Here is a 22,771-nt window from a genome sequence, read left to right on the forward strand (position 1 = left end):
CCTCGCCTACATGAACGTAAAACGGCAGCCAAGGCTGCCGTTTTCGTTTGTCGCCATGCGCCGGCGACAAGAATGCATCTGAATCATCTCATCGATAATGACCGATCCGCCGGCAACTCTCAAGCCCCCATTGTCCTTTTCTGAGACCGGTTCACAAAACCCCTTAGCCTCTGTTGAACCGCCGATAAAAAGTGATCTTTATCACACTTTTTGCCCTTCGAGAGGGTATGCTGGCATTACGTAGACGGGAAAACACAGAGAGGCAGTGATATGATTATCAATATTACCAGCAAACAAATGGAAATCACCCCGGCCATTCGTCAACATGTGGAAGAACGTCTGGCAAAGCTCGCCAAGTGGCAGACGCAATTGATAAACCCTCATATAATCCTCTCAAAACAACCGCAGGGATTTGTGGCTGACGCCACATTGAACACGCCAAACGGTCCGCTTGTAGCCAGCGCCGGTAACCTGGATATGTATGCCGCCATTAATGAGCTGATAACCAAGCTGGAACGGCAGCTCAATAAAGTGCAGCATAAAGGCGAAGCCCGCCGCGCCACCGAATGCGTCAAGATCAACAACAACCTGGCGGTTTTCTAACCGATAGGGGCGGCCCGGGAGGATTTCTCCCGCCGCATAACGGGTCACACCCCACAACGCGCCGTAACGGCGCGTTTTATATTGACAGAATGAAAAGCCAGCGGTTACTGTAAACACTCCAAAAGATCACTAAGCCGATACAATGCACATGACCCCGTTTTTCTTCGCCTTCTTTTTTACCTTCCCCTGAATGGGAGGCAGCTCGTCATGTGAGAAAGAATGCGAAGACGAACAAAAAGCCTCCTGACAACAGGGGGCTTTTTTTATTACGGCGTGAAAGGTAACTAAACATATGAGTGACAACCCATTATTAGCGCTACGGGAGCGCATCAGCGCGCTGGATTTGAAACTATTGTCGCTGCTGGCGGAAAGACGCGAACTGGCGCTGGAGGTCGCGCGCAACAAATTGACCACTCACCGGCCCATTCGCGATAAAAGCCGTGAGAGCGATATGCTCGGACAGTTGGTGGAAGAAGGCAAAAAACGCAATCTCGACGGGTTTTATGTCACGCGCCTGTTCCAGCTGATTATCGAGGATTCGGTGCTGACGCAGCAGGCGTTGTTGCAATCGAATTTAAACCAGACCATTGAACGCTCGGCGCGCATTGCCTTTCTCGGACCGAAGGGCTCCTACTCCCATTTGGCCGCGCGGCAATACGGAGCGCGTTATTTCGATCAGGTGGTAGAGTGCGGCTGCCTGAAATTCACCGACATTGTGCAGATGGTGGAAACCGGTCAGGCCGACTACGGGGTGCTGCCCATTGAAAACAGCAGTTCCGGTTCAATCAACGATGTTTACGATCTGTTGCAGCACACCAATTTGTCATTGGTGGGGGAACTGACCAATCCTATCGATCACTGCATGCTGGTGGCCGGCGAGAGCACCCTGGAGCAAATCGAGGTGGTGTACAGCCATCCGCAGCCCTTCCAGCAGTGCAGTCAATTTATCGCCCGCCATCCGCAGTGGAAAATTGAATATTGCGAAAGCACCGCCGCTGCCATGGAAAAAGTGGCGGCGCTGAATTCACCCAAAGCGGCCGCCCTTGGCAGCGGTCCCGGCGGAGCGTTGTACGGTTTGCAGGTGCTGGAGCAGAATCTGGCCAATCAGCAGCAGAACTTCACGCGTTTTATTATTCTCGCCCGTAAAGCCATTGAGGTTTCGGAGCAGGTGCCGGCTAAAACCACCTTGATTATGGCCACCGGCCAGCAATCCGGCGCGCTGGTGGAAGCGTTGCTGGTGCTGCGTGATCACGGCATCGTGATGACCCGCCTTGAATCACGCCCCATTAACGGCAACCCGCGGGAAGAGATGTTTTATATCGATGTGCAGGCTAACCTGCGCGATGGGGCGATGCAAAAAGCCCTGACGGAATTACTGGCCATTACCCGTTCCCTTAAAGTTCTGGGCTGCTATCCCAGCGAGAATGTGGTACCGGTGGATCCCAGTTAGCCGCATAGCCAAGGGCATTGAGGTTGCCTGCGGCATTAAGTCTGGAAATAGCCGGGCAATCGATAACCGGGAGAACCGCTTACGCGGTGCTCCCTAACCCGGCATCGGGGCACTGGCAACCGTTGCAGTAGATATGACGATGGGCGGCATTTGACACTGCCGCCCACCAAGACCTACCGGCGCTACCGGCGGCTGTCGTTGGCCTGGCGCAGCAGCAGGCGGCTCTCCTCCAGGAAACGTTGCGCATAGCTGCCGAACCAGCGTTCGATTTTTTTGAAACGGGCAATAAAAGCGTCTTTATCACCTTGTTCCAACAGGGTAATGGCTTCGCCAAAACGCTGATAATAGCGTTTGATTAGCGCCAGGTTGCTTTCGGAAGACATGATGATATCGGCGTAGAGCTGCGGATCCTGGGCGAATAAGCGGCCAATCATGGCCAATTCCAGCCGGTAGATGGGGGATGAGAGCGCCAGCAGCTGCTCCAGCTGGACATTCTCTTCCGCCAGATGCATACCGTAGGCAAAGGTGGCGAAATGACGCAGCGCCTGGATAAAGGCCATATTCTGGTCATGTTCCACCGCGCTGCTGCGGTGCAGGCGCGCGCCCCAGACCTGTATTTGCTCCAGCAGCCATTGATAGGCCTCCGGCTGCCGGCCGTCGCAATAGACCACCACCTGCTTTGCCAGGCTGCCGCTGTCGGGACCGAACATCGGGTGCAGCCCCACGACCGGGCCGGGATGAGCCGCCAGCATCGCTTGCAGGGGCGCATTTTTTATCGATGCGACATCAAGCAAAATGCAGTCTTCCGGCAGCGGCGGCAGGCGTTCGATAACCTCCACGGTGAGATGGATGGGCACGCTGACAATGACCATGCCCGCATCCGCCAGCAGAGACTCCGCCCGGGGCCAATCCTCCTGCTCCAATATTCTGACCTGATAGCCTGACAGCCCCAGCATCTTTTCAAACAGCCGCCCCATCTGCCCCCGGCCGCCGACGATCACCACCGGACGCAAATGGGGGCAAAGGGTTTTGAACCCTTTGTCGTTTTCGTGGCTGTAAGACTCGCGCATGACCCGTCTTAACACATCTTCAATCAAATCGGGGGGAACCCCCTGCGCTACGGCTTCATCGCGGCGTGACGCCAGCATGGCCGCTTCGCGGTCCGGTGCATAGATAGGCAAGCCGTAGCGGCTTTTAACCTCGCCCACCTCTGCCACCAGTTGCAGGCGCTTGGCCAACAATGCCAGCAGCGATTTGTCCACTTCATCAATTTGATCGCGTAATGCGTTCAGCTCGGCAACCATACGTCTTATTCTCCCGACAATCGTCCTGTCAAAACGTCGCGCAACTCATCGTGCATCTGTCGTAACAGTGTATCGGTACTTTGCCAGTTGATACAGGCATCCGTGACCGAAACGCCGTATTGCATCGCGCTGCGCGGTTGATCGGATGATTGATTGCCTTCATTAATATGGCTTTCCAGCATCAGGCCGATGATGGAACGGTTTCCTTCCTTGATTTGCGACAGTACCGATTGTGCCACTTCCGTCTGGCGGCGGTAGTCTTTATTAGAATTGCCGTGGCTGCAATCAATCATCAGGGCCGCGTTCAAACCGGCTTTGGCCATCTGCAGCTCGCAGTCGAGAATATCTTCGCGATGGTAGTTAGGCTGTTTGCCGCCGCGCAGGATCACGTGGCCGTCCGGATTCCCCCGGGTTTGCAACAGGCTCACCTGCCCCGCCTGATTGATGCCTAAAAAACGGTGCGACATGGCGGCGGCGCGCATGGCATTGATGGCGGTGGCCAGACTGCCGTCGGTGCCGTTTTTAAACCCCACCGGCATCGAAAGCCCCGACGCCATTTCCCGATGGGTCTGCGATTCGGTGGTCCGCGCCCCGATGGCCGACCAGCTGAACAGATCGCCGACATATTGCGGACTATTGGGATCCAATGCTTCGGTGGCCAAAGGCAGGCCCAGGCGCACCAGTTCCAGCAACAGGCCGCGGGCCATTTTCAGCCCGGCTTCAACTTCAAACGAACCGTCCATGTACGGGTCGTTGATAAGCCCCTTCCAGCCCACGGTGGTGCGCGGCTTTTCGAAATAGACCCGCATGACGATAAAGAGCTGGTCGCTTAATTCTTCTGACAGCGCTTTAAGACGACGGGCGTAATCCAGGGCGGAATCGGGGTCGTGTATGGAACAGGGACCGCAGACTACCAGCAGGCGCGGATCCCGGCCGTGTATGATATCGGCAATGGTTTGACGGGACGTGGCGATGGATTGCTGTTCCTGCCGGGTCAAGGGTAGCTGCCGTTTCAGTTCTTCCGGGGTAATCATCACCTGCTCGTCGATGATATGCACATTATTGAGCGCGTCTTTTTGCATGATACTGTCCTGACCCATATTGCCTTGCCAAAGTTTCTGACGGTAAAGGTTATCTGGCTGAAGATTGCCGATGAAAGAGAGTTAACGCAAAATAACCTCTTCAGCAATGAACCATGCCGTATATCGTAAAGTCATCACCCGCCGTCAGCGTATGGCACATACGATACCACAGCACGTAAAGTTTTCAATCCATAAGTGTAAATATAATAGTACTACCTGTACCCATTTTTGACACGCGGCAAATCAAGGATTGGATCACGTGGGCAATAACCAATATTGCCCCATAAAGTATATATAAATTAATATATTACACAGCAATAAAATCGAATTTCGCTGCAGAAAAAAAGGCTTTACCGGCACTTGGCGGCGCTACAATAGAAGCCAATGTAAACTTTAATTTACAGAAAAAGTACACGCAATTAACGCTAAGGGGATAGAGGGGAAATTGTTAATGCAAGGGTACGATGGCCGCCCTACCGGTTGTCAAGCACACCCCGGACAGCCTCTGCGTCCGCGAAAACCTGTCGCATAATACCGGGTTACCTCCTATCATAAACCATAACCATCCCGCATTAAGGTCCGGTGCCAATGAAAAAACCCGCCCTATGCACCCTGCTGTTTCTCCTGACAGGTTGTGGCCTGACAGGTTGTGGATCGACGTCTCCACCGCCGTCCACGGGATCGGGTGGTTCACAATGGTTTCAAGCGGGTTATCACGACGCGTTGGCGGGGAAAATCGTGCGCGACAATAATACGCTGGCTGAATGGTACGGCAACCCGCAAATCGACCGCGATGATTATTTGAAGGGTTATAGCTCGGGAAAGTCTGAGATCTGCCTGCCGGACAAGATGTTGGCCTTAGGGAAGCAAGGACGTAAATTTCCCGCGGCTTGCGATGCCTCGGATAATGCGGAGCAGCTTAGGCAGGAATGGCTAAAGGGCCGGGATAAAGGATAGGCATGACCTGTTTGTCATATCGGCTTGCGAAGAGTGTCGAAATGACAATCCCACCCTAGCATAAATTCTTGCTTGGCTGATTTTATCCGCTGAGACTTGTGCTTGGAGCGCAACTCCCACCGCAGTGAACCTTTGTTTCCTAAAATAACATTTCTCTTATACGCATAGTCATATTTATAAAACCATCAACATAATTTTTAATCTAATATATTTATAAGTAATAAATTATGGGATTTATAAAACATCTCAAATTGAAAAAATAGTAAAAAACGCCCCCACCTCATGCTATTAAGAGGCTTTACATTGGTGTTACCATTTTTTAATATAGGGTGTCTCCCTTAAGCCTTAATGACCCTATCAATACCAAGAGATCACCCAATGCTGATATCAAATACGTTCAACGCTTCTATTCCATGGACAGTTTTACCGATGTCCACCTTCTCAGATTCCTTGCGCAATGAACAGCTGATAAAAAATATTCTCTGTCACTGCGAGCAGATAGTTGAATATACCGTTAAAAAAATGAGTGCATCTTCTGCCATAAAGTTTTATAGGCTTGTCGCGGCGGGAGATCACTCCGGCGACTCACTTAGTTATCCCCACTATGATAAAGAATATATCAATTATGTTTATCACGATTTTTTGGAATCGGTTAATATTGAACAGGAAATTGCAGATAGAGAATTATCCTATGTTGAAGCACTGGTAAAATTTTTTCGTAAAGGCGTAGGAAAAATAGGAGAAGTAAATATCCTGATTGCACTACTTTTAAAGAGCACGCTGATAAAAACCCTTAAGAGTAATAATTATAATCAAACAGAAATTGACTTAATCGCACCCAAAATTTCCGTATTAAAAGCAATCACGGGAACGGGCGACTGCGTAGTGGTCAGATTGGAATTCTACGATTTTGATGGCTATAAGCACGGCTATATTATAGAACCCTTGTTAAATGAAATATACCAAGAAGAAGAAATACAGGCTAATTTCAAGAGATTGAACTTCCCTGCCTATGCTTCGGCCAATACAACCATGGAGATTGACAGGGTTTACACCGGCTATGTCAATGATCAAGAATTTCTTGCTTATTTTAGCATGTTATTGTCCCAACAATCTGATTCTAGTTTACGGAATGAATTGGTAATGCTCTGTTCCAAAGAGCAAGATAAATCTAGCTGGACCGCCAATGAAAAAAATCAGCATGATATTAAATATCCAAATAAATTTTTTGCTGCTGCTAAAAACCGGGCGCGCGTCATTATGACACCTTTGGATCAGCAACAGATAACCAGAGTTATAAAGAACATTATCAATATAGCGACGGAATGCATGGACTTTACACGTTCCATTATTTGTTATTCCAGCAGCCGTTCGGCTATTGAAATAGCACAGAAAGAGTCTTTTTACCTGACCAAGTCCGCTATTTGTGAACTTAAGAAGAATGTGAAAAATAGATTATTATTTAAGTATGATAATATTATCAAAAAAAATTTTTACTTCATGAAAATTCAGGATAATATTGAAATAGATTATATTATTCCTTATACAATAAATCTTATGCATAACACGCTCAACACCCGCTGCGGCAACTGTGGCGCATTTGCCATACTCACCGCGACGCTGTTAGCGCTCTTTTTGAGAAAAAACCTCCTTGCCCATGGTTATGATAACGAAACCATAGAATCCCTTCAATTAACCGTACAGTGCGTTACAGCGGTTGAATCAACGGGCGACCATGGCGCAGCGCGGCTTGATTTTGTAATTAACAATCGGAGACGTTCTATTATCTTCGATTCATTTGTTAATAAAATTTTTGAAATAAAAAACCTTAAGCAAGTCTATAGTGAATATGGACATAGTTGTTACATACCTGAAAATTTCGAATTTACAATAGATAAATCCCATGAAAAATTATTTATAAATCAGACTTTTCTGGATGCAATGGCAAAAATGTTATCAGACATGTTTGGCCTCGATGTTAACGACTACGGCGCGACGAGCCCATTCAAACAAGTAGAAGCGCTTAGTGAGGATAAACTCATAAAAATGTCTGATAGCTATAAGCCCTGTGATGTTACGCAGAAATACGGCATCCCAGCCTATTGCGCGCGCGAAGCAAACACGCTTATCCCAGCAATGCTTTCCCAATCCTCGTCAGCTTTGTATCGGCTGCTAAGGGATATGGTTAGCCTTCCAGCAGCGTTATATCGGCATGCCGTCGAAGCAATGCGGTAAAAAAAGGCCGGCCCTTAGGCCGACCTTGATAACTTTTTGCTTTCGGATGTTGCGAAAGCGTACGCTTAGCCAAGGCGCTCTTTGATACGAGCGGACTTACCGGTACGTTCACGCAGGTAATACAGTTTGGCCTGACGAACGGCACCACGGCGTTTAACTGTTATGCTGTCGATAACCGGTGAGTGCGTCTGGAAAACACGCTCTACACCTTCGCCGTTGGAAATTTTGCGAACAGTGAATGCAGAATGCAGACCGCGGTTACGAATAGCGATAACCACGCCCTCGAATGCCTGCAGACGTTTTTTAGTACCTTCAACAACCCATACCTTGACTTCCACGGAATCACCCGGACGGAATGCAGGTACGTCCTGCTTCATCTGCTCTTCTTCAATCTGTTTAATTATGTTGCTCATAATAGGTCTCTTACCCTAGATAAACTGAGTGTTCGGGTTGTCAGCGACAAAGCTGCCATACCCCTATTAGTGTTGTCGCTCAAACTGATATTCCCGTTGGAATTCAGTCAGCAACTTTGCTTGCTCGTCAGTCAGAGCTAGGCTTTCCAGAAGTTCAGGTCTTCTAAGCCATGTGCGGCCCAGCGACTGTTTCAGGCGCCAGCGACGAATTTCAGCATGGTTGCCCGACAGCAATACCGGCGGAACTTCCATGCCTGCCAACACCTCGGGACGGGTATAGTGAGGACAATCCAGCAACCCCTCGGCGAATGAATCCTCCGCCGCCGATGCCTCGTGTCCCAGCACCCCGGGGATAAACCGGGAAACGGCGTCAATCAACGCCATGGCGGCCAGTTCGCCGCCGCTGAGCACATAGTCGCCAATTGACCATTCTTCATCAATTTCGGTGGCTATCAGGCGCTCGTCTATACCTTCATAACGGCCGCACACCAGGATTAACTTCCGGTTCGCGGCCAGCTCGCTCACACCTTGCTGATCGAGCTTGCGTCCCTGGGGGGAGAGATAAATCACCTTCGCCCCTTCGCCTGCCTTGTTTTTCGCCTCGTGAATCGCATCCCGTAAAGGCTGCACCATCATCAGCATGCCCGGTCCGCCGCCGTAAGGGCGTTCGTCCACGGTACGATGCCGGTCATAGGTAAAATCACGCGGACTCCAGCACTGCATATCCAGCAGGCCGTTTTTTACTGCCCGGCCGGTTACCCCGTAATCAGTAATCGCGCGGAACATTTCGGGAAACAGGCTGATTACCCCAATCCACATAACACATTCCACCCAGTATCACTGCTTGACATTCGGGGTCAAAAATTCGGATCCCATTCAACCTCGATGATATGAGCGTTGAGATCGACGTTCTTGATAACCTGCCCGTCGAGGAACGGAATCAATCGCTCCTGCATGCCGAAGGCATCTTTCAGGTTGGCCTTCACCACCATCACATCATTGGAGCCGGTTTCCATCATATCGATGACATTGCCGAGCTGATAACCCGAGGTGTTCACTACCTGGCAACCCATAAGGTCTTTCCAGTAATAATCACCCGCTTCCAGCGGCGGCAATTGCGTTGAATCGACGACGATTTCACAATTCGTCAGCAGACTCGCGGCTTCCCGGTCTTCCATGCCTTTGATCTTTATGATCAAATCCTGATTGTGGTGTTTCCAGCCTTGCAGCTCAAGCTGCTGCCACTCGCCGCCCCGTTTGATAAACCAGGGCTGGTAGTCAAAAATACTTTCGGATTCTTCAGTGGAAGAAAACACTCTGAGCCAACCGTGAATACCATACGTCGACCCCAATTTACCCAGAACAACGGGCTTGGTGGGAATAGCGGTAAGGAGTTGTTTGCTCATAACGACCACCGCGACAGATTAAGCCGCTTGCTTAGCATCTTTGATCAGCGCGCTAACGCGATCGGAAACAGTTGCGCCCAGGCCGACCCAATGTTGGATGCGATCCAGATCCAAACGTAGGGTTTCCGCCTGACCGGTTGCGATCGGGTTGAAGAAACCAATACGTTCAATAAAGCGACCATCACGCGCATTGCGGCTATCGGTCACGACGATTTGATAGAACGGGCGTTTTTTTGCGCCGCCACGTGCCAAACGAATTGTTACCATAACATCCTCTTTAGTGAATAAAACAACCGGGCCCCATCGAGGAACGGGGTCCGGTTGCCGTATAAAAAGCCCCAAAATATTACTCGTTTTGGAGCAAAAAGCAATCTCTATACCCAATAGATTTCGAGTCGCGACAAGGCGGCAACGCGAAAGATGAAGGGTATACAGCTAGCGACCGGGGAATCCGGGCGGCATCATACCCTTCATGCCGCGCAGCATTTTCGCCATTCCCCCCTTCTTCATCTTCTTCATCATACGCTGCATATCGTCGAACTGTTTGAGCATACGGTTGACATCCTGAACCTGCAGCCCACAGCCGCTGGCGATACGGCGTTTACGCGAGCCTTTGATAATCTCCGGCTGCGCGCGCTCCTTAAGCGTCATGGAATGGATGATGGCCTCCATGCGGGTCAAGACGCTGTCGTCCATTTGCGATTTCACATTGGCCGGCAGCTGGCCTACCCCCGGCAGCTTGCTCATCATGCTGGCCATGCCGCCCATGCTGCGCATTTGTTTAAGCTGATCGAGAAAATCGGTTAAATCGAAGCCATCGCCTTTTTTCAGCTTATTGGCCAATTTTTCAGCCTGGGCGCGGTCTACCTTGCTTTCGATATCCTCAATCAGCGAGAGAACATCCCCCATGCCGAGGATGCGGCCGGCGATGCGGTCAGGATAGAACGCTTCAAGGGCCTCGGTTTTTTCGCCGACCCCCATGAATTTAATCGGTTTGCCGGTGATTTGACGAATGGACAGTGCGGCGCCGCCGCGGGCGTCGCCGTCAACCTTGGTCAGTATCACGCCGGTGAGCGGCAGCGCCTCGTTAAAAGCCTTGGCGGTGTTGGCGGCATCCTGGCCGGTCATGGCGTCCACCACAAACAGCGTTTCCACCGGCTTGATGGCCGAGTGGATCTGTTTGATTTCGTCCATCATGGCTTCATCGACGTGCAAGCGACCGGCGGTATCCACCAGCAGAACATCGTAGAATTTCAGCTTCGCGTGCTGCAACGCCTGGTTAACGATATCCAGGGGACGCTGTCCCGCGTCTGACGGGAAAAAATCCACCGCGACGGCCTGGGCCAAGGTTTCCAGCTGTTTAATCGCCGCCGGACGATAGACGTCCGCCGAGACCACCAGGACTTTCTTTTTGTGCTTCTCGCGCAGGTACTTCCCGAGCTTCGCCACGCTGGTGGTTTTACCGGCACCCTGCAGGCCCGCCATCAGCACCACGGCCGGCGGTTGGGCGGCCAGATTGAGCTCGTTGTTCTCGGCCCCCATGGCGGTGACCAGTTCGGTGCGGACGATTTTGACGAATTCCTGACCCGGCGTCAGGCTTTTGTTCACTTCCTGCCCGAGCGCGCTTTCCTTCACCCGGTTGATGAAATCACGCACCACGGGCAAAGCCACATCGGCTTCCAGCAGCGCCATGCGCACTTCACGCAGCGTTTCTTTGATATTGTCTTCTGTCAGGCGGCCCCGGCCGCTGATATTGCGCAATGAACGGGATAACCGATCGGATAAATTTTCAAACATCGTTCTCTACTCAACCTGAGGTCCGGCCGCGGCTGCGACATTATTACGGCCATTATAACACGAAGCAGCGACATATCGCTGCATTGACGACGAGAACGGTTGGTGCGGGGCGCCGCTAACGTTATACTGTGCGTTTCACTCTCTTTAGGTTAAGTCCCAAGCCGATATGTCCTGGATAGCCCTTCTGGCTTTTATTGCCTATGCATTAAGTCTTGGCCTGATTCTGCCGGGCATTTTGCGCAGGAACAGTGCTTACCGCCGTCTGGCGCTGCTGTCGGCCTTCGTGGCGCTGGTTAGCCACGCCTGTGCGCTCTATCTGCGGATTTTTTCGGTTCAGGCGGGGCAAAACCTGAGTCTGCTGAATATCAGCTCATTAGTCAGCCTGATGATTTGCATCGTGATGACCGTGGTGGCCACCCGCAACCGGGGCTGGTTCCTGCTGCCGGTGGTTTATATTCTGGCGATGATCCATGTGGCGGCCGCCACCATTATGCCGGGAGAATTCATTACCCATCTGGAGTCAACGCCGGGACTGCTGGTGCACATCGGACTGGCGCTGTTTTCCTATGCCGTGCTGATTATCGCCGCGCTGTATGCCGGCCAGCTGGCCTGGCTGGATCATTTGCTGAAGACCAAAAAATTGAGCTTCAGCGCTGATATGCCGCCGTTGATGACCATTGAGCGAAAGATGTTCCACATCACCCAGGTTGGCGTGATTCTGTTAACGTTGACCCTGGGCAGCGGCTTGCTGTATATGCAAAACATGTTCAGCGGCGAAAATCAGCATAAAGCGGTGCTCTCGATTGCGGCCTGGTTTGTTTATATTGCATTATTATGGGGTCATTACCATGAGGGTTGGCGAGGCCGCCGCGTGGTGTGGCTCAGCCTGCTGGGGATACTGTTGTTGACACTGGCCTACTTCGGTAGCCGCGTTTGGCAAAATGTCATGGCGGGCTGAATCACTGTCCGCAATCAGCCGTCACGTTTAACGCCTATAAGGAATTTCCACGTTGGAACATGTTTCAACCAGTACACTGATAATAATATTAGTCATTATGGTACTGGTGTCCGCCTATTTTTCCGGTTCGGAAACCGGGATGATGACCCTCAATCGTTATCGTCTGCGCCACCTGGCCAAACAGGGCAACCGCGGCGCCCGTCGGGTGGAAAAATTACTGCGCCGCACCGATCGTCTGCTGAGCCTGGTGCTGATCGGCAATAACCTGGTGAATATTCTCGCATCGGCGTTGGCGACCATTATCGGTATGCGGCTCTATGGCGATATCGGCGTGGCGATTTCCACCGGTGTCCTGACGTTTGTGATCCTGCTGTTCGCCGAAGTGCTGCCGAAAACGGTGGCGGCGCTCTATCCCGAACAAATCGCGCTGCCCAGCAGCCTGCTGCTGGTGCCGCTGCAAAAAATCATGCTGCCGCTGGTGTGGCTGCTCAATATTATCACCCGCATCCTGATGCGCATCATGGGCATAAAAGTCCCTTCCAATCTGAATGATGCCTTAAGCAAAGACGAGCTGCGTTCCATCGTGAACGAATCCCGCTCGCTTATCTCCCGCCGCAATCAGGACATGCTGATTTCAGTGCTGGATCTGGAAAAGGTCAGCGTCGGCGACATTATGGTCCCGCGCAATGAAATAGTCGGCATCAATGTTAACGATGAATGGCGCTCCATCATTCGCCAGCTTACCCATTCGCCCCATGGACGCATCGTGCTCTACCGGGATAATCTTGACGACGCCATCGGTATGCTGAGGGTGCGCGAAGCCTACCGCCTGATGACGGAAAAGCAGGAGTTCACCAAGGAAAACCTGCTGCGCGCCGCCGATGAAATATACTACATCCCCGAAGGCACGCCGCTGAATATTCAACTGGTCAAATTCCAGCGCAATAAGGAAAAGGTCGGGCTGATTGTCGATGAATACGGAGATATACAGGGTCTGGTGACGGTGGAAGATATTCTTGAAGAAATCGTCGGCGATTTCACCACCTCCATGTCGCCGACCCTGGCGGAAGAAGTTATCCCGCAAAGCGACGGCTCGGTATTGATTGAAGGCGGCGCCAATATCCGCGAATTGAACAAGGCCTTTAACTGGACGCTGCCCGAGGAAGAGGCGCGCACGGTGAACGGTATGCTGCTGGAGGCGTTGCAGGATATTCCGGAAGTGGGCACACACACCCAGATAGGCAATTACCAGATAGAGATTCTGGCGGTACAGGACAATATGATCAAGCAGGTGCGCATCACCCCCCTCAAAGCGTTTAAAGCGGGCGTGGAAGAAGCCGTTTAGCCCCCTGCATAAAACACCATCCTATAAAAAAGCCCTTCGCTAGAAGGGCTTTAGCTAACTTAGATATGCAGTTCCGCCAGTTTTTCTTTCGGCAGAGCCAATTCTTCGTTGTGATTTACCCGAACGTCGCTATCGAGAATATGCCGGGCTATTTCCTGCGCTTCCGGCAGGGAGTGCATATGATAGGTTCCGCATTGATATTCGTTCAGTTCAGGGATTTTTCTCTGATCGGTTACCTTCAGCACATCTTCCATCGCGGCTTTCCATGCTTTGGCAACCCGGAGTTCATCCGGTGCGCCGATCAGGCTCATATAAAACCCGGTGCGGCATCCCATAGGGGAAATATCGACAATTTCCACGCCGTCGCCGTTGAGATGATTACGCATAAAACCGGCAAATAAATGTTCCAGAGTGTGAATGCCGCGTTCAGGCATAACCTCCAGATTTGGTCGGCAAAAGCGCAAGTCAAAGACAGTGATGGTATCGCCATGGGGGGTTTTCATGGTCTTAGCAACACGAACCGCTGGCGCCGCCATGCGGGTGTGGTCTACGGTAAAGCTATCCAACAGTGGCATATCGTCACCTCCTCTAAAAAATAATTAATTTTTTTACTGATCGTGGAAACTTTTTTACTGGCCGCGAGTCTGAATATATGAAAGACGCGCATTTGTTATCATCATCCCTGTCTTCAGAGATGTTTATTTGGCCACATATTCTGTGGCCTTTTCTTTATCATCTACTCGCCGTTCTGTTTGGCCAGATATTCATCAAAACTCAATGTATCCGCCGCCTCAAGTTCCCGCTGACGCTGCCATGAACGCGCCTGTTCCGCCGCCAACGCCTCTTCGGTCAAGATTTCCAGCGGCTCGTCGCACAGCATCCGGCGGTAATCATTGGCAAGCTTCATACCCAGCCCTCCGATCCCATGCTCTCGCATGCCCTTTAATATCCGGGCGGAAAACGTCAGTTCAGGATCGTCGAAAGCCGCCACCAGATTATCGCTGGCCTGGCGGTAGAGCCGGTTATGATTATTGCTGTCGAGAATTTCCGCCACGCGCCGTAAATCCCTGAACAATTCTTTGCCCACGTCCGCCAGCGGCATCTGCGCCGCGCCGCAATCAACGCTTAGCATCAAGCCGGGTTTACGCCCTTCCAGAATGACGCTATTCCAATTGGTCCGGGTGCACAACAGCTCTTGCGCACTCATTTCCGGCGCCTCGGCCAACGTACACCATATCAGGAAAAGATCCAGGAAGCGCGACTGTTGTTCATCGATACCGATAGGGGAAAAGGGGTTGATGTCCAGGGAGCGAACTTCGATATACTCGATGCCGCCGCGCTGCAAGGCGTTTGAAGGCGTTTCCCCCGGCCGGGTAATGCGTTTGGGACGGATTGGCGCGTAAAGTTCATTCTCAATTTGCAGGACGTTGGTGTTCAGCTGCAAATATTGCCCGTTTTTCTTCAGGCCGATGCGCTGATAATCCGCGGACGGAGTCTTGATGGCTTGTTTCAGGGCGGTAATATATTCAGGCAAACGGTTAAAGGTGATGCCCAATTGACTTTGCGACTTGCTGGTATACCCCAGGTCGCTTAACCGCAGCGAGGTGGCGTATGGCAGGTAGATCATGCCGGATTCGGCTTTTTCAAACGGCAAATTGGTCTTGCGCCCGTCAATAAATGACGAGCAGATTGCCGGCGACGCGCCGAACAAGTACGGGATGATCCAGCCAAAGCGATAATAATTACGGATCAAGCGCAGATAGCCGGCGGAAATTTCATCTTTTCCATCGATCTCGTCTTTGACGCCCGCGCGCGCCTGCCAGAATGCCAAGGGCAGCGAAAAATTGTAATGTACGCCGGAAATGGCCTGCATTAACGCGCCGTAGCGATTTTTCAGTCCTTCGCGATACAGGGTCTTGAAGCGGCCCTGGTTGGAGGAGCCATACTGCGCCAGCTCGATGGGCTGTGAGCTATCGATAAAACAGGGCATGCTCAGCGGCCACATGCGTTCGTCACCCAGATGGCGCGACACATGGCGGTGAATATCCCGCAAAAATGTTAATAGATGATCAACATCGTCATCTACCGGCGTAATAAATTCAAGCAGCGCCTCGGCAAAATCCGTGGTAATCCATTTATGTGTCAACGCCGCACCAAGGGATTCGGGATGCGGGGTCTGCGCCAAACTTCCATCGGCGGAAATACGCAACGTTTCACGTTCGACCCCCCGACGAATACCTTTTAATGCGTGGGGGTTGGCTTCCAGCCATGAAAGCGCTTTTGATACGTCCGGGATCAAATTGACCTCCCGCGGAAAAATTTGAATTGGGTTAGCATAATTGAATCTGCCCGTTTATGGCTATCTATCGTTATCATTAACGCATTTAACATCCGGCCCATATGTGTGCGAATGTGCTATACCGGGTCGCCGCGAGTGAAATACCCTCGGCTGGGCAGGCCCGTTTCGCCAAGAATAATACTGGCGGTTAACGATTAACGGCACCTTACATCAACATAGGCCATTGCTGCGGATTTTGCGGCCAAAATTCCAAAATCGGCATCTTCAAAAACGACGCATTTTTCCGGAACGACACCCATCAGTTCGGCGCAGCGCAAAAAGGTCTCAGGATGCGGTTTATGATGGCTCACGTCATCCGCCCCCACCACCGCAACAAAATAACTCAGCAACCCCAGATGTTCGAGCAATGCCACAGCCATGCTATGCTCGCTGCCGGTGCCAACCGCCATCGGACGTTTGCCATAGTACTCTTTTACCACCGAGACCAGCGGCAGCGGCCTGACATATTCCAATAACATAGCCTTGACTGCCGCGGTTTTCTCACTGGCTAAGATATAGGGATCCATAGCGGCATGATGAGAGTCAATAATCGTTTTAGCAACAAGCCATGTTGGCGATCCATTTAACGATACCATCGCAGACTCATCGTACTGCATACCGTATTGCTTAAGGACATGATGCCAGGCTTTGCGGTGGGTGGGCTCTGTATCGAGCAGCGTTCCGTCCATATCAAAGATCAGCCCATCGTATTGGTCGTACATCATCGCTTCCTGATACCCATAATAGGGCTTTACTGTAACGCAAAGTCATAACATTGTCTTTTTTTCCGTGAGGGAAACCCGGGAGTGAAAGCTGTCTGCGGCATTGGAGGAATTGCGGAGAAACGAGCGCGTTACGGCCACAGGGAATCATGGGAAAAGGTTGAGTCGCACGGCTGAAAGGGTTTGCAGATAAGAGCGAAATGGTGCATCCAGGAGGATTCGAACCTCCGACCGCTCGGTTCGTAGCCGAGTACTCTATCCAGCTGAGCTATGGATGCAATACGATGAGTGGTTGATAAAACCCGGAGCCCGCTTTACTGAGCAACCGTATCTCTCTGCTTGAATCAAGTATTTTCGCTGATAAATAACAATATTCAGCTATTAGCGTTAATTGTTATTAACAAGCGTTTTCATACTGATATTAATCAGGGCGGAAATGGTGCATCCAGGAGGATTCGAACCTCCGACCGCTCGGTTCGTAGCCGAGTACTCTATCCAGCTGAGCTATGGATGCATTGTGTTTGATGGATAATAACCCAAGCGTTCGCTTTTGTTACTTGCCGCAAGATGCCGGCATAATCCAATGTATCTCCTAATAAACAATGATATTGTAACAACTAACATCGATTATTTTATTCACTACTTACCACTGATGGCGCTATTCCAACAGTGAATGGTGCATCCAGGAGGATTCGAACCTCCGACCGCTCGGTTCGTAGCCGAGTACTCTATCCAGCTGAGCTATGGATGCATTAATAAATGGCGGTGAGGGAGGGATTCGAACCCTCGATACAGCTTTTGACCGTATACTCCCTTAGCAGGGGAGCGCCTTCAGCCTCTCGGCCACCTCACCTACGCGCCGGTGTTAAAGCTCATCGGCACTGCGTGGCGCACATATTACTTTCCCGGCCTGATAAGTCAAACAATTTTTCCCGTCTGTGAAGCGTTTGCCTAAATCCCATGCAACTTGAACACATTGACAGCGCAATAGCGGACAACCGCCCTTAATCCGCTGAAAGCAGCTTAAGGGCGATTGAATTGAGGAATATTTAGAAATGAATTAGAAAACTTCGAAACATAATTTGCTACGCCTCGCTAATGCAAGGCGCATGAAAATCAGAATGGGTTCTGTTGCGACTTTTCAGCCTGAATACGCTGGTATATTTCTTCACGGTGAACTGAAACTTCTTTAGGCGCATTGACACCGATACGTACCTGGTTGCCCTTGACTCCTAAAACCGTAACCGTTACCTCATCGCCAATCATGAGGGTTTCACCAACTCGACGAGTCAGAATAAGCATTCTTTGCTCCTTGAAAGATTAAAAGAGTCGGGTCTCTCAGTTTCCCGCCATTATCCATCATATACCGTGAAAACGTAAGTCATGTTAGTGACATAAAATGCCAGCAGGCTGACAACTTTCAACATCAGGTATAAGTTTAGTCGATATGACCAGCTTCGCGCCTAACTTTTGACCCCGGGAATAATACGAATCCAAACGCCATAACTTAACAGAAAGCTATGGCGTTGATAATAACGTATTCTTATCGCGCTCAGAATTTGGCTGCCAAGAAAGTTTCAACGCCTGCCAATGCCGCGGGCAAAGCCTGGACATCGCTGCCGCCGGCCTGGGCCATATCGGGCCGTCCGCCGCCTTTACCACCGACCTGACCCGCCAGATGACTGATAAGATCACCGGCTTTGATACGATCGGTTAAATCTTTCGTTACACCGGCAATCAAGCTGACCTTATCATCCGCCACGGTCGCCAGGACAATCACCGCGGAACCCAGCTGGTTTTTCAAATCGTCGACCATGTTACGCAGCATTTTGGGATCCACTCCGTCCAGTTTACTCACCAGCACCTTGACGCCGTTAATCAATTTTACGTTACCGCGCAGCGCGGAGCTCTCCTGGGCAGCCTGTTGGCTTTTGAGCTGCTGCAGCTCTTTTTCCAAATGGCGGGTACGCTCCAGCAAGGCTTTTACCTTATCGGACAGGTTCTGGCTGTCGCCCTTCACCAACTGGGCGAGATCGCGGACAATATCGCTCTGCTGATGCACGGTTGCCAGCGCGCCTTCCCCGGTCACCGCCTCGATACGGCGGATGCCGGCGGCGGTGCCGGATTCGGACAAAATCCGGAACAGCCCGATGTCACCGGTGCGGGAAGCATGAATGCCGCCGCACAGCTCGGTGGAGAAGTCCCCCATGGTCAACACCCGTACCTTGGCATCATATTTCTCGCCGAACAGCGCCATGGCGCCTGTGGCGCGTGCTGATTCCAGATCCATGATATCGGTATGGATGGGAAGATTGCGGCGAACCTGCTCATTCACAATATCCTCCACCCTGCGAATCTGCTCGGGTTTCATGGCTTCCGGGTGGGAGAAGTCAAAGCGCAGGTACTGATCGTTAACCAACGACCCTTTTTGCGCCACATGATCCCCCAAAACCTGGCGCAGCGCGGCGTGCAGCAAATGCGTGGCCGAGTGGTTCAAACGGATGCGGCTACGCCGCTCTTCATCGACGCTGGCCTCGACCCGATCGCCGACCTTCAATTCCCCGAAGACGAGCTGCCCCAGGTGGCCTACGGCCTGGCCGTATTTTTGCGTGTCGCTCACCTTGAACAGCCCCAGCGACGTTTTCAGCTCGCCCTTGTCGCCCACCTGACCGCCGGACTCGCCGTAAAAGGGGGTTTCATCCAGCACCACCACGGCATCCTCGCCGGATTGTACCGCGGGCACGGACTGGCCGTTACGAAACAGCGCGGTAACCTTACCCTGATGCCGCACCTCTTCGTAACCGAAGAATCGTGTGGCGTCATCCACCCGCAGCATGCTGTTGTAATCGGCACCAAACCCGCTGGATTCGCGGGCGCGGCGACGCTGCTCATCCATGGCGCGTTCAAAACCTTCCTCATCCACTTTTAACTGCCGCTCGCGGCAAACATCGGCGGTGAGATCCAGGGGGAACCCGTAGGTATCATACAAACGGAAAGCGGTTTCCCCATCCAGCGTATCGCCTTTAAGCTTGGCCAGCTCTTCATCCAGCAGGGCCAGGCCGCGTTCCAGGGTGCGGGCAAACTGCTCTTCTTCCGTGCGAAGCACCTGTTCAACCATGGCGCGTTGCCGCTTCATGCTTTCAGCGGCGGGTCCCATCACGTCGATCAACGGCCCCACCAGCTTATAAAAAAACGTCTCCCGCGCGCCCAGCATATTGCCGTGGCGCACGGCCCGGCGGATGATGCGCCGCAGGACATAACCGCGACCTTCGTTGGAAGGCACCACGCCGTCCGCCACCAGGAAGGCGCAAGACCGGATATGGTCGGCAATCACCCGCAGGGATTTACTGGAAAGATCCGTGCAGCCGGTCACGCTCGCCACTTCGCCGATCAGCGTGCGGAACAGGTCGATGTCGTAATTGGAATTCACATGCTGCAATACCGCGGTGATGCGCTCCAATCCCATGCCGGTATCCACGGAGGGTTTCGGCAGGGGCAGCATGGTTCCGTCCGACTGCCGGTTGAACTGCATGAAAACGAGATTCCAGATTTCAATATAACGATCGCCGTCTTCTTCCGGGCTTCCCGGAGGGCCGCCCCAGATATGTTCGCCATGATCGTAGAAGATTTCCGAGCAGGGACCGCATGGGCCGGTATCCCCCATCTGCCAGAAATTATCCGAGGCATAGGCGCTACCTTTGTTATCGCCGATCCTGATGATGCGTTCACGGGGCACGCCCACTTCCTGCGCCCAGATGTTGTAGGCTTCATCATCGGTTTCATACACGGTCACCCACAGTTTTTCTTTCGGCAGGTTAAACCACTGCTCGCCGGTCAATAACTCCCAGGCAAAACTGATGGCGTCCTGTTTGAAATAGTCGCCGAAGCTGAAATTGCCCAGCATTTCAAAGAAGGTATGATGACGGGCGGTATAACCGACATTTTCCAGGTCGTTATGCTTACCGCCGGCGCGAACGCAGCGCTGCGACGTGGTGGCGCGCTGGTACTGGCGTTTATCCAGACCGAGGAAAACGTCTTTGAACTGGTTCATGCCGGCATTGGTGAACAATAATGTCGGATCGTTATCAGGCACCAGGGAGCTACTTGCGACTACCTGGTGTCCTTTGCTATGGAAAAAATCGAGAAACGCTTGACGGATCTCAGCGGTGCTCTTGCTCATAGTTGTCCCGGAATCAAGCTAAACAAACGGATCGAAAACAGAATAGCGCAGTATTAGGGCGCTACAGTAGCGTTCACGAACTCAAAAGTGGGAATAAGATAAATTTTCTTTGATGCGAAGTAAAATCCCATCGCAACCAATTTATAAATTTATTATACCCATCATCTTTAGGGTTGCAGCAATGTTGGCTGCAACCTGAAATCTACTGGGTATAGATTGATTGTATTTCTTCAAAAGAAAAACCGCGGGAAAGAAGATAACGCTGCACTTTGATTTTTACCAGGCGATCGGTGGAAAGAGGTTGCCCGAATTTTTTCCATGCCACTGCCTGGGCCTGCGCAGATCGATCAATACCCGCCTCGCTAAAGGCGGTATCAATGGTGTCCCGGTCTATTCCCTTTTGGATAAGCTCCATGCGAATTTTTTGTTCGCCATACCCCTTTTTACTGCGGCTGCTAACATACCTTAAGGCAAAGCGGCTATCGTTCAGCCAATCATTTTGGCGACAGTAGTCGATGGCGGCCTCAAGCTCGGCTTCAGAGATTTCAGCCATACGTTCTTTTGCATCGACTTCCTTTTCAATGTCTTCTTTTACCGTGGGATCTACCGCCGCTGCGGACGGACGACGACTCCATCGCCGCCCTTGCGCAGGCGGCTGCATCGCCAGCTTGCGCCGCAGCTCGGCTTCGCTGTGATCCCGCATTGAAAGTATATGTAGTGCACGATCGAGCAACGCGGCCATGGCGTTAACCTTCACTCGCCGAAAAAGAGCGCTTTCCCGGCATGCAAAGCTTACATTTCCTCACTGCTTTCATTGGCGGTGCTTTCATCAAAACTTTCGCTCTCACCGGCAAAACCGGCGTCAGTGGTATTGTGCAATAACATATCCCGCAATTTTTTATCCAGCTCGGCGGCAATCTCGGGGCGTTCTTTGAGGAAGACGCAGGCGTTGGACTTGCCTTGGCCGATTTTTTCGCCGTTGTAACTGTACCAGGCGCCGGCTTTTTCAATCAGCTTATGCTTGACGCCCAGATCGACCAATTCGCCGTGGACGTTGATGCCTTCCCCATAAAGAATCTGGAATTCAGCCTGTTTAAAGGGCGCGGCTACCTTGTTTTTCACCACTTTCACGCGCGTCTCGCTACCCACCACCACTTCGCCCTCTTTGATGGAGCCGATGCGGCGGATATCAAGGCGTACTGACGCGTAAAACTTCAGGGCGTTACCGCCGGTAGTGGTTTCGGGATTCCCGAACATAACGCCGATTTTCATACGGATCTGGTTGATAAAGATCAGCAGGGTATTGGCGTTTTTGAGATTGCCCGCCAGTTTACGCATGGCCTGGCTCATCATGCGCGCCGCCAGTCCCATATGGGAATCGCCGATTTCACCTTCGATTTCCGCTTTCGGCGTCAGCGCCGCGACGGAGTCGACGATAATGACATCCACCGCGCCGGAGCGGGTTAATGCATCACAAATTTCCAGGGCCTGTTCACCGGTGTCCGGCTGTGAACACAGCAGGTTATCGATATCCACACCCAATTTTTTGGCATAGATGGGATCCAGGGCATGCTCGGCATCGATAAATGCGCATGTTTTACCTTCGCGCTGCGCGGAGGCGATGACCATCAGGGTCAGCGTTGTTTTACCCGAGGATTCCGGCCCATAGATTTCAACTATGCGCCCCATGGGCAAACCGCCTGCGCCCAGCGCAATATCAAGGGAAAGAGAACCTGTGGAGATCGTCTCGACATCCATTGACCGATCTTCACCGAGACGCATGATCGAGCCTTTGCCAAATTGTTTTTCAATCTGGCTTAATGCCGCCGCCAACGCCTTTTGTTTATTCTCATCAATAGCCATTTCAACTCCTATCAAGCGGGGAGCGACATCGCCACCCTCTTTCGCCAAACATCTATGCCCGTCATCTTTCAAGTTGCAGCGGCGTTGGCCGCGCCCACCCCCCCAGTCACTTGGTTAC

General features: G+C 51.8%; 21 protein-coding genes, 4 tRNA genes and 1 other annotated feature. Of the genes, 7 read left to right on the forward strand and 18 right to left on the reverse strand.

Going from position 1 to position 22,771, the window contains the following annotated elements:
- Positions 1–270 precede the first annotated feature (270 nt).
- The 3 genes from raiA (at position 271) to pheA (ending at position 2,053) form a co-directional block, all read left to right on the forward strand.
- Complete coding sequence (raiA, locus tag ACL2XJ_RS01095) at positions 271–603, forward strand: ribosome-associated translation inhibitor RaiA (protein ID WP_203524810.1); 333 nt, start codon at positions 271–273, stop codon at positions 601–603.
- Between the two features lie 141 nt (positions 604–744).
- Positions 745–870 (forward strand) — a sequence feature (Phe leader region).
- A complete protein-coding gene (gene pheL, locus ACL2XJ_RS01100; protein ID WP_132928019.1) occupies positions 746–793 on the forward strand; it encodes a pheA operon leader peptide PheL in 48 nt (15 codons plus the stop codon). Its footprint overlaps the feature before it by 48 nt.
- A gap of 25 nt (positions 871–895) precedes the next feature.
- On the forward strand, positions 896–2,053 hold the full coding sequence (pheA, locus tag ACL2XJ_RS01105; RefSeq protein WP_132926234.1) for a bifunctional chorismate mutase/prephenate dehydratase: 1,158 nt from the start codon (positions 896–898) through the stop codon (positions 2,051–2,053).
- 182 nt (positions 2,054–2,235) lie between these two features.
- On the opposite strand, the gene tyrA is transcribed toward pheA, so the two are convergent.
- Positions 2,236–3,357, reverse strand: a complete 1,122-nt coding sequence (tyrA, locus tag ACL2XJ_RS01110; RefSeq protein ID WP_132926232.1) for a bifunctional chorismate mutase/prephenate dehydrogenase — start codon at positions 3,355–3,357, stop codon at positions 2,236–2,238.
- A 5-nt stretch (positions 3,358–3,362) separates the two neighbouring features.
- Complete coding sequence (locus ACL2XJ_RS01115) at positions 3,363–4,439, reverse strand: 3-deoxy-7-phosphoheptulonate synthase (RefSeq protein WP_413725404.1); 1,077 nt, start codon at positions 4,437–4,439, stop codon at positions 3,363–3,365.
- Between the two features lie 588 nt (positions 4,440–5,027).
- Here ACL2XJ_RS01115 and ACL2XJ_RS01120 point away from each other — a divergent pair.
- Both ACL2XJ_RS01120 and ACL2XJ_RS01125 read left to right on the forward strand, forming a co-directional pair.
- Positions 5,028–5,396 (forward strand): DUF2799 domain-containing protein, encoded by a 369-nt coding sequence (locus tag ACL2XJ_RS01120; RefSeq protein WP_413725405.1) that lies wholly within the window; start codon positions 5,028–5,030, stop codon positions 5,394–5,396.
- Positions 5,397–5,774: 378 nt separating this feature from the next.
- Positions 5,775–7,631: a hypothetical protein gene (locus ACL2XJ_RS01125; RefSeq protein WP_413725406.1), complete on the forward strand. Its 1,857-nt coding sequence runs from the start codon at positions 5,775–5,777 to the stop codon at positions 7,629–7,631.
- A 65-nt stretch (positions 7,632–7,696) separates the two neighbouring features.
- Here the strand turns inward: ACL2XJ_RS01125 and rplS are convergent, their stop codons facing one another.
- From rplS to ffh, 5 genes are all read right to left on the reverse strand, one after another.
- Entirely contained in the window at positions 7,697–8,044 is a 348-nt protein-coding gene (gene rplS / locus ACL2XJ_RS01130) for a 50S ribosomal protein L19 (protein ID WP_132926226.1), read from the reverse strand.
- Between the two features lie 66 nt (positions 8,045–8,110).
- A complete protein-coding gene (gene trmD, locus ACL2XJ_RS01135; protein WP_413725407.1) occupies positions 8,111–8,863 on the reverse strand; it encodes a tRNA (guanosine(37)-N1)-methyltransferase TrmD in 753 nt (250 codons plus the stop codon).
- A gap of 38 nt (positions 8,864–8,901) precedes the next feature.
- Entirely contained in the window at positions 8,902–9,450 is a 549-nt protein-coding gene (gene rimM, locus ACL2XJ_RS01140) for a ribosome maturation factor RimM (RefSeq protein WP_203524814.1), read from the reverse strand.
- An 18-nt stretch (positions 9,451–9,468) separates the two neighbouring features.
- On the reverse strand, positions 9,469–9,717 hold the full coding sequence (rpsP, locus tag ACL2XJ_RS01145) for a 30S ribosomal protein S16 (RefSeq protein WP_132926220.1): 249 nt from the start codon (positions 9,715–9,717) through the stop codon (positions 9,469–9,471).
- Positions 9,718–9,885: 168 nt separating this feature from the next.
- Positions 9,886–11,247 (reverse strand): signal recognition particle protein, encoded by a 1,362-nt coding sequence (gene ffh / locus ACL2XJ_RS01150; RefSeq protein WP_132926218.1) that lies wholly within the window; start codon positions 11,245–11,247, stop codon positions 9,886–9,888.
- Positions 11,248–11,413: 166 nt separating this feature from the next.
- On the opposite strand from ffh, the gene ACL2XJ_RS01155 reads away from it, so the two are divergent.
- Both ACL2XJ_RS01155 and ACL2XJ_RS01160 read left to right on the forward strand, forming a co-directional pair.
- The gene (locus ACL2XJ_RS01155; protein WP_132926216.1) at positions 11,414–12,205 is read left to right on the forward strand and encodes an inner membrane protein YpjD; all 792 of its coding nucleotides are present in this window, start codon (positions 11,414–11,416) and stop codon (positions 12,203–12,205) included.
- Between the two features lie 52 nt (positions 12,206–12,257).
- Entirely contained in the window at positions 12,258–13,550 is a 1,293-nt protein-coding gene (locus ACL2XJ_RS01160) for an HlyC/CorC family transporter (RefSeq protein ID WP_132926214.1), read from the forward strand.
- Between the two features lie 59 nt (positions 13,551–13,609).
- On the opposite strand, the gene luxS is transcribed toward ACL2XJ_RS01160, so the two are convergent.
- The 11 genes from luxS to recA form a co-directional block, all read right to left on the reverse strand.
- A complete protein-coding gene (luxS, locus tag ACL2XJ_RS01165) occupies positions 13,610–14,125 on the reverse strand; it encodes an S-ribosylhomocysteine lyase (protein ID WP_203524815.1) in 516 nt (171 codons plus the stop codon).
- A 161-nt stretch (positions 14,126–14,286) separates the two neighbouring features.
- Positions 14,287–15,849 (reverse strand): glutamate--cysteine ligase, encoded by a 1,563-nt coding sequence (gene gshA / locus ACL2XJ_RS01170; RefSeq protein WP_413725408.1) that lies wholly within the window; start codon positions 15,847–15,849, stop codon positions 14,287–14,289.
- Positions 15,850–16,043: 194 nt separating this feature from the next.
- Complete coding sequence (gene yqaB, locus ACL2XJ_RS01175; RefSeq protein ID WP_132928018.1) at positions 16,044–16,610, reverse strand: fructose-1-phosphate/6-phosphogluconate phosphatase; 567 nt, start codon at positions 16,608–16,610, stop codon at positions 16,044–16,046.
- Between the two features lie 201 nt (positions 16,611–16,811).
- Positions 16,812–16,888 (reverse strand) — tRNA-Arg (locus ACL2XJ_RS01180).
- 159 nt (positions 16,889–17,047) lie between these two features.
- Positions 17,048–17,124: transfer RNA gene (locus ACL2XJ_RS01185), tRNA-Arg, on the reverse strand.
- Between the two features lie 160 nt (positions 17,125–17,284).
- Positions 17,285–17,361: transfer RNA gene (locus ACL2XJ_RS01190), tRNA-Arg, on the reverse strand.
- Positions 17,362–17,370: 9 nt separating this feature from the next.
- Positions 17,371–17,463 (reverse strand) — tRNA-Ser (locus ACL2XJ_RS01195).
- Positions 17,464–17,726: 263 nt separating this feature from the next.
- A complete protein-coding gene (gene csrA / locus ACL2XJ_RS01200; RefSeq protein WP_132926210.1) occupies positions 17,727–17,912 on the reverse strand; it encodes a carbon storage regulator CsrA in 186 nt (61 codons plus the stop codon).
- A gap of 250 nt (positions 17,913–18,162) precedes the next feature.
- A complete protein-coding gene (gene alaS / locus ACL2XJ_RS01205; protein WP_413725409.1) occupies positions 18,163–20,790 on the reverse strand; it encodes an alanine--tRNA ligase in 2,628 nt (875 codons plus the stop codon).
- A gap of 202 nt (positions 20,791–20,992) precedes the next feature.
- Positions 20,993–21,532 carry a regulatory protein RecX gene (locus ACL2XJ_RS01210; protein WP_413725410.1) on the reverse strand — a complete coding sequence of 180 codons (540 nt, stop codon included), beginning with the start codon at positions 21,530–21,532 and terminating at the stop codon, positions 20,993–20,995.
- A 50-nt stretch (positions 21,533–21,582) separates the two neighbouring features.
- Positions 21,583–22,653, reverse strand: coding sequence for a recombinase RecA (gene recA / locus ACL2XJ_RS01215; protein WP_132926204.1), 1,071 nt, complete (start codon positions 22,651–22,653; stop codon positions 21,583–21,585).
- Positions 22,654–22,771 lie beyond the last annotated feature (118 nt).

Source organism: Sodalis sp. RH16 (assembly GCF_047324245.1).
GTDB classification, from domain to species: Bacteria; Pseudomonadota; Gammaproteobacteria; order Enterobacterales; family Enterobacteriaceae; genus Acerihabitans; species Acerihabitans ligni.

Bases quoted from the DNA above. Each gene is read 5' to 3' on its own strand.
- ACL2XJ_RS01120 (WP_413725405.1), top strand. From the start codon at position 5,028: ATGAAAAAACCCGCCCTATGCACCCTGCTGTTTCTCCTGACAGGTTGT.
- ffh (WP_132926218.1), bottom strand. From the start codon at position 11,247: ATGTTTGAAAATTTATCCGATCGGTTATCCCGTTCATTGCGCAATATC.
- pheA (WP_132926234.1), top strand. From the start codon at position 896: ATGAGTGACAACCCATTATTAGCGCTACGGGAGCGCATCAGCGCGCTG.
- recA (WP_132926204.1), bottom strand. From the start codon at position 22,653: ATGGCTATTGATGAGAATAAACAAAAGGCGTTGGCGGCGGCATTAAGC.
- ACL2XJ_RS01210 (WP_413725410.1), bottom strand. From the start codon at position 21,532: ATGGCCGCGTTGCTCGATCGTGCACTACATATACTTTCAATGCGGGAT.
- trmD (WP_413725407.1), bottom strand. From the start codon at position 8,863: ATGTGGATTGGGGTAATCAGCCTGTTTCCCGAAATGTTCCGCGCGATT.
- rpsP (WP_132926220.1), bottom strand. From the start codon at position 9,717: ATGGTAACAATTCGTTTGGCACGTGGCGGCGCAAAAAAACGCCCGTTC.
- ACL2XJ_RS01115 (WP_413725404.1), bottom strand. From the start codon at position 4,439: ATGCAAAAAGACGCGCTCAATAATGTGCATATCATCGACGAGCAGGTG.
- raiA (WP_203524810.1), top strand. From the start codon at position 271: ATGATTATCAATATTACCAGCAAACAAATGGAAATCACCCCGGCCATT.
- yqaB (WP_132928018.1), bottom strand. From the start codon at position 16,610: ATGTACGACCAATACGATGGGCTGATCTTTGATATGGACGGAACGCTG.
- tyrA (WP_132926232.1), bottom strand. From the start codon at position 3,357: ATGGTTGCCGAGCTGAACGCATTACGCGATCAAATTGATGAAGTGGAC.
- rimM (WP_203524814.1), bottom strand. From the start codon at position 9,450: ATGAGCAAACAACTCCTTACCGCTATTCCCACCAAGCCCGTTGTTCTG.
- ACL2XJ_RS01125 (WP_413725406.1), top strand. From the start codon at position 5,775: ATGCTGATATCAAATACGTTCAACGCTTCTATTCCATGGACAGTTTTA.
- csrA (WP_132926210.1), bottom strand. From the start codon at position 17,912: ATGCTTATTCTGACTCGTCGAGTTGGTGAAACCCTCATGATTGGCGAT.
- alaS (WP_413725409.1), bottom strand. From the start codon at position 20,790: ATGAGCAAGAGCACCGCTGAGATCCGTCAAGCGTTTCTCGATTTTTTC.
- ACL2XJ_RS01155 (WP_132926216.1), top strand. From the start codon at position 11,414: ATGTCCTGGATAGCCCTTCTGGCTTTTATTGCCTATGCATTAAGTCTT.
- rplS (WP_132926226.1), bottom strand. From the start codon at position 8,044: ATGAGCAACATAATTAAACAGATTGAAGAAGAGCAGATGAAGCAGGAC.
- luxS (WP_203524815.1), bottom strand. From the start codon at position 14,125: ATGCCACTGTTGGATAGCTTTACCGTAGACCACACCCGCATGGCGGCG.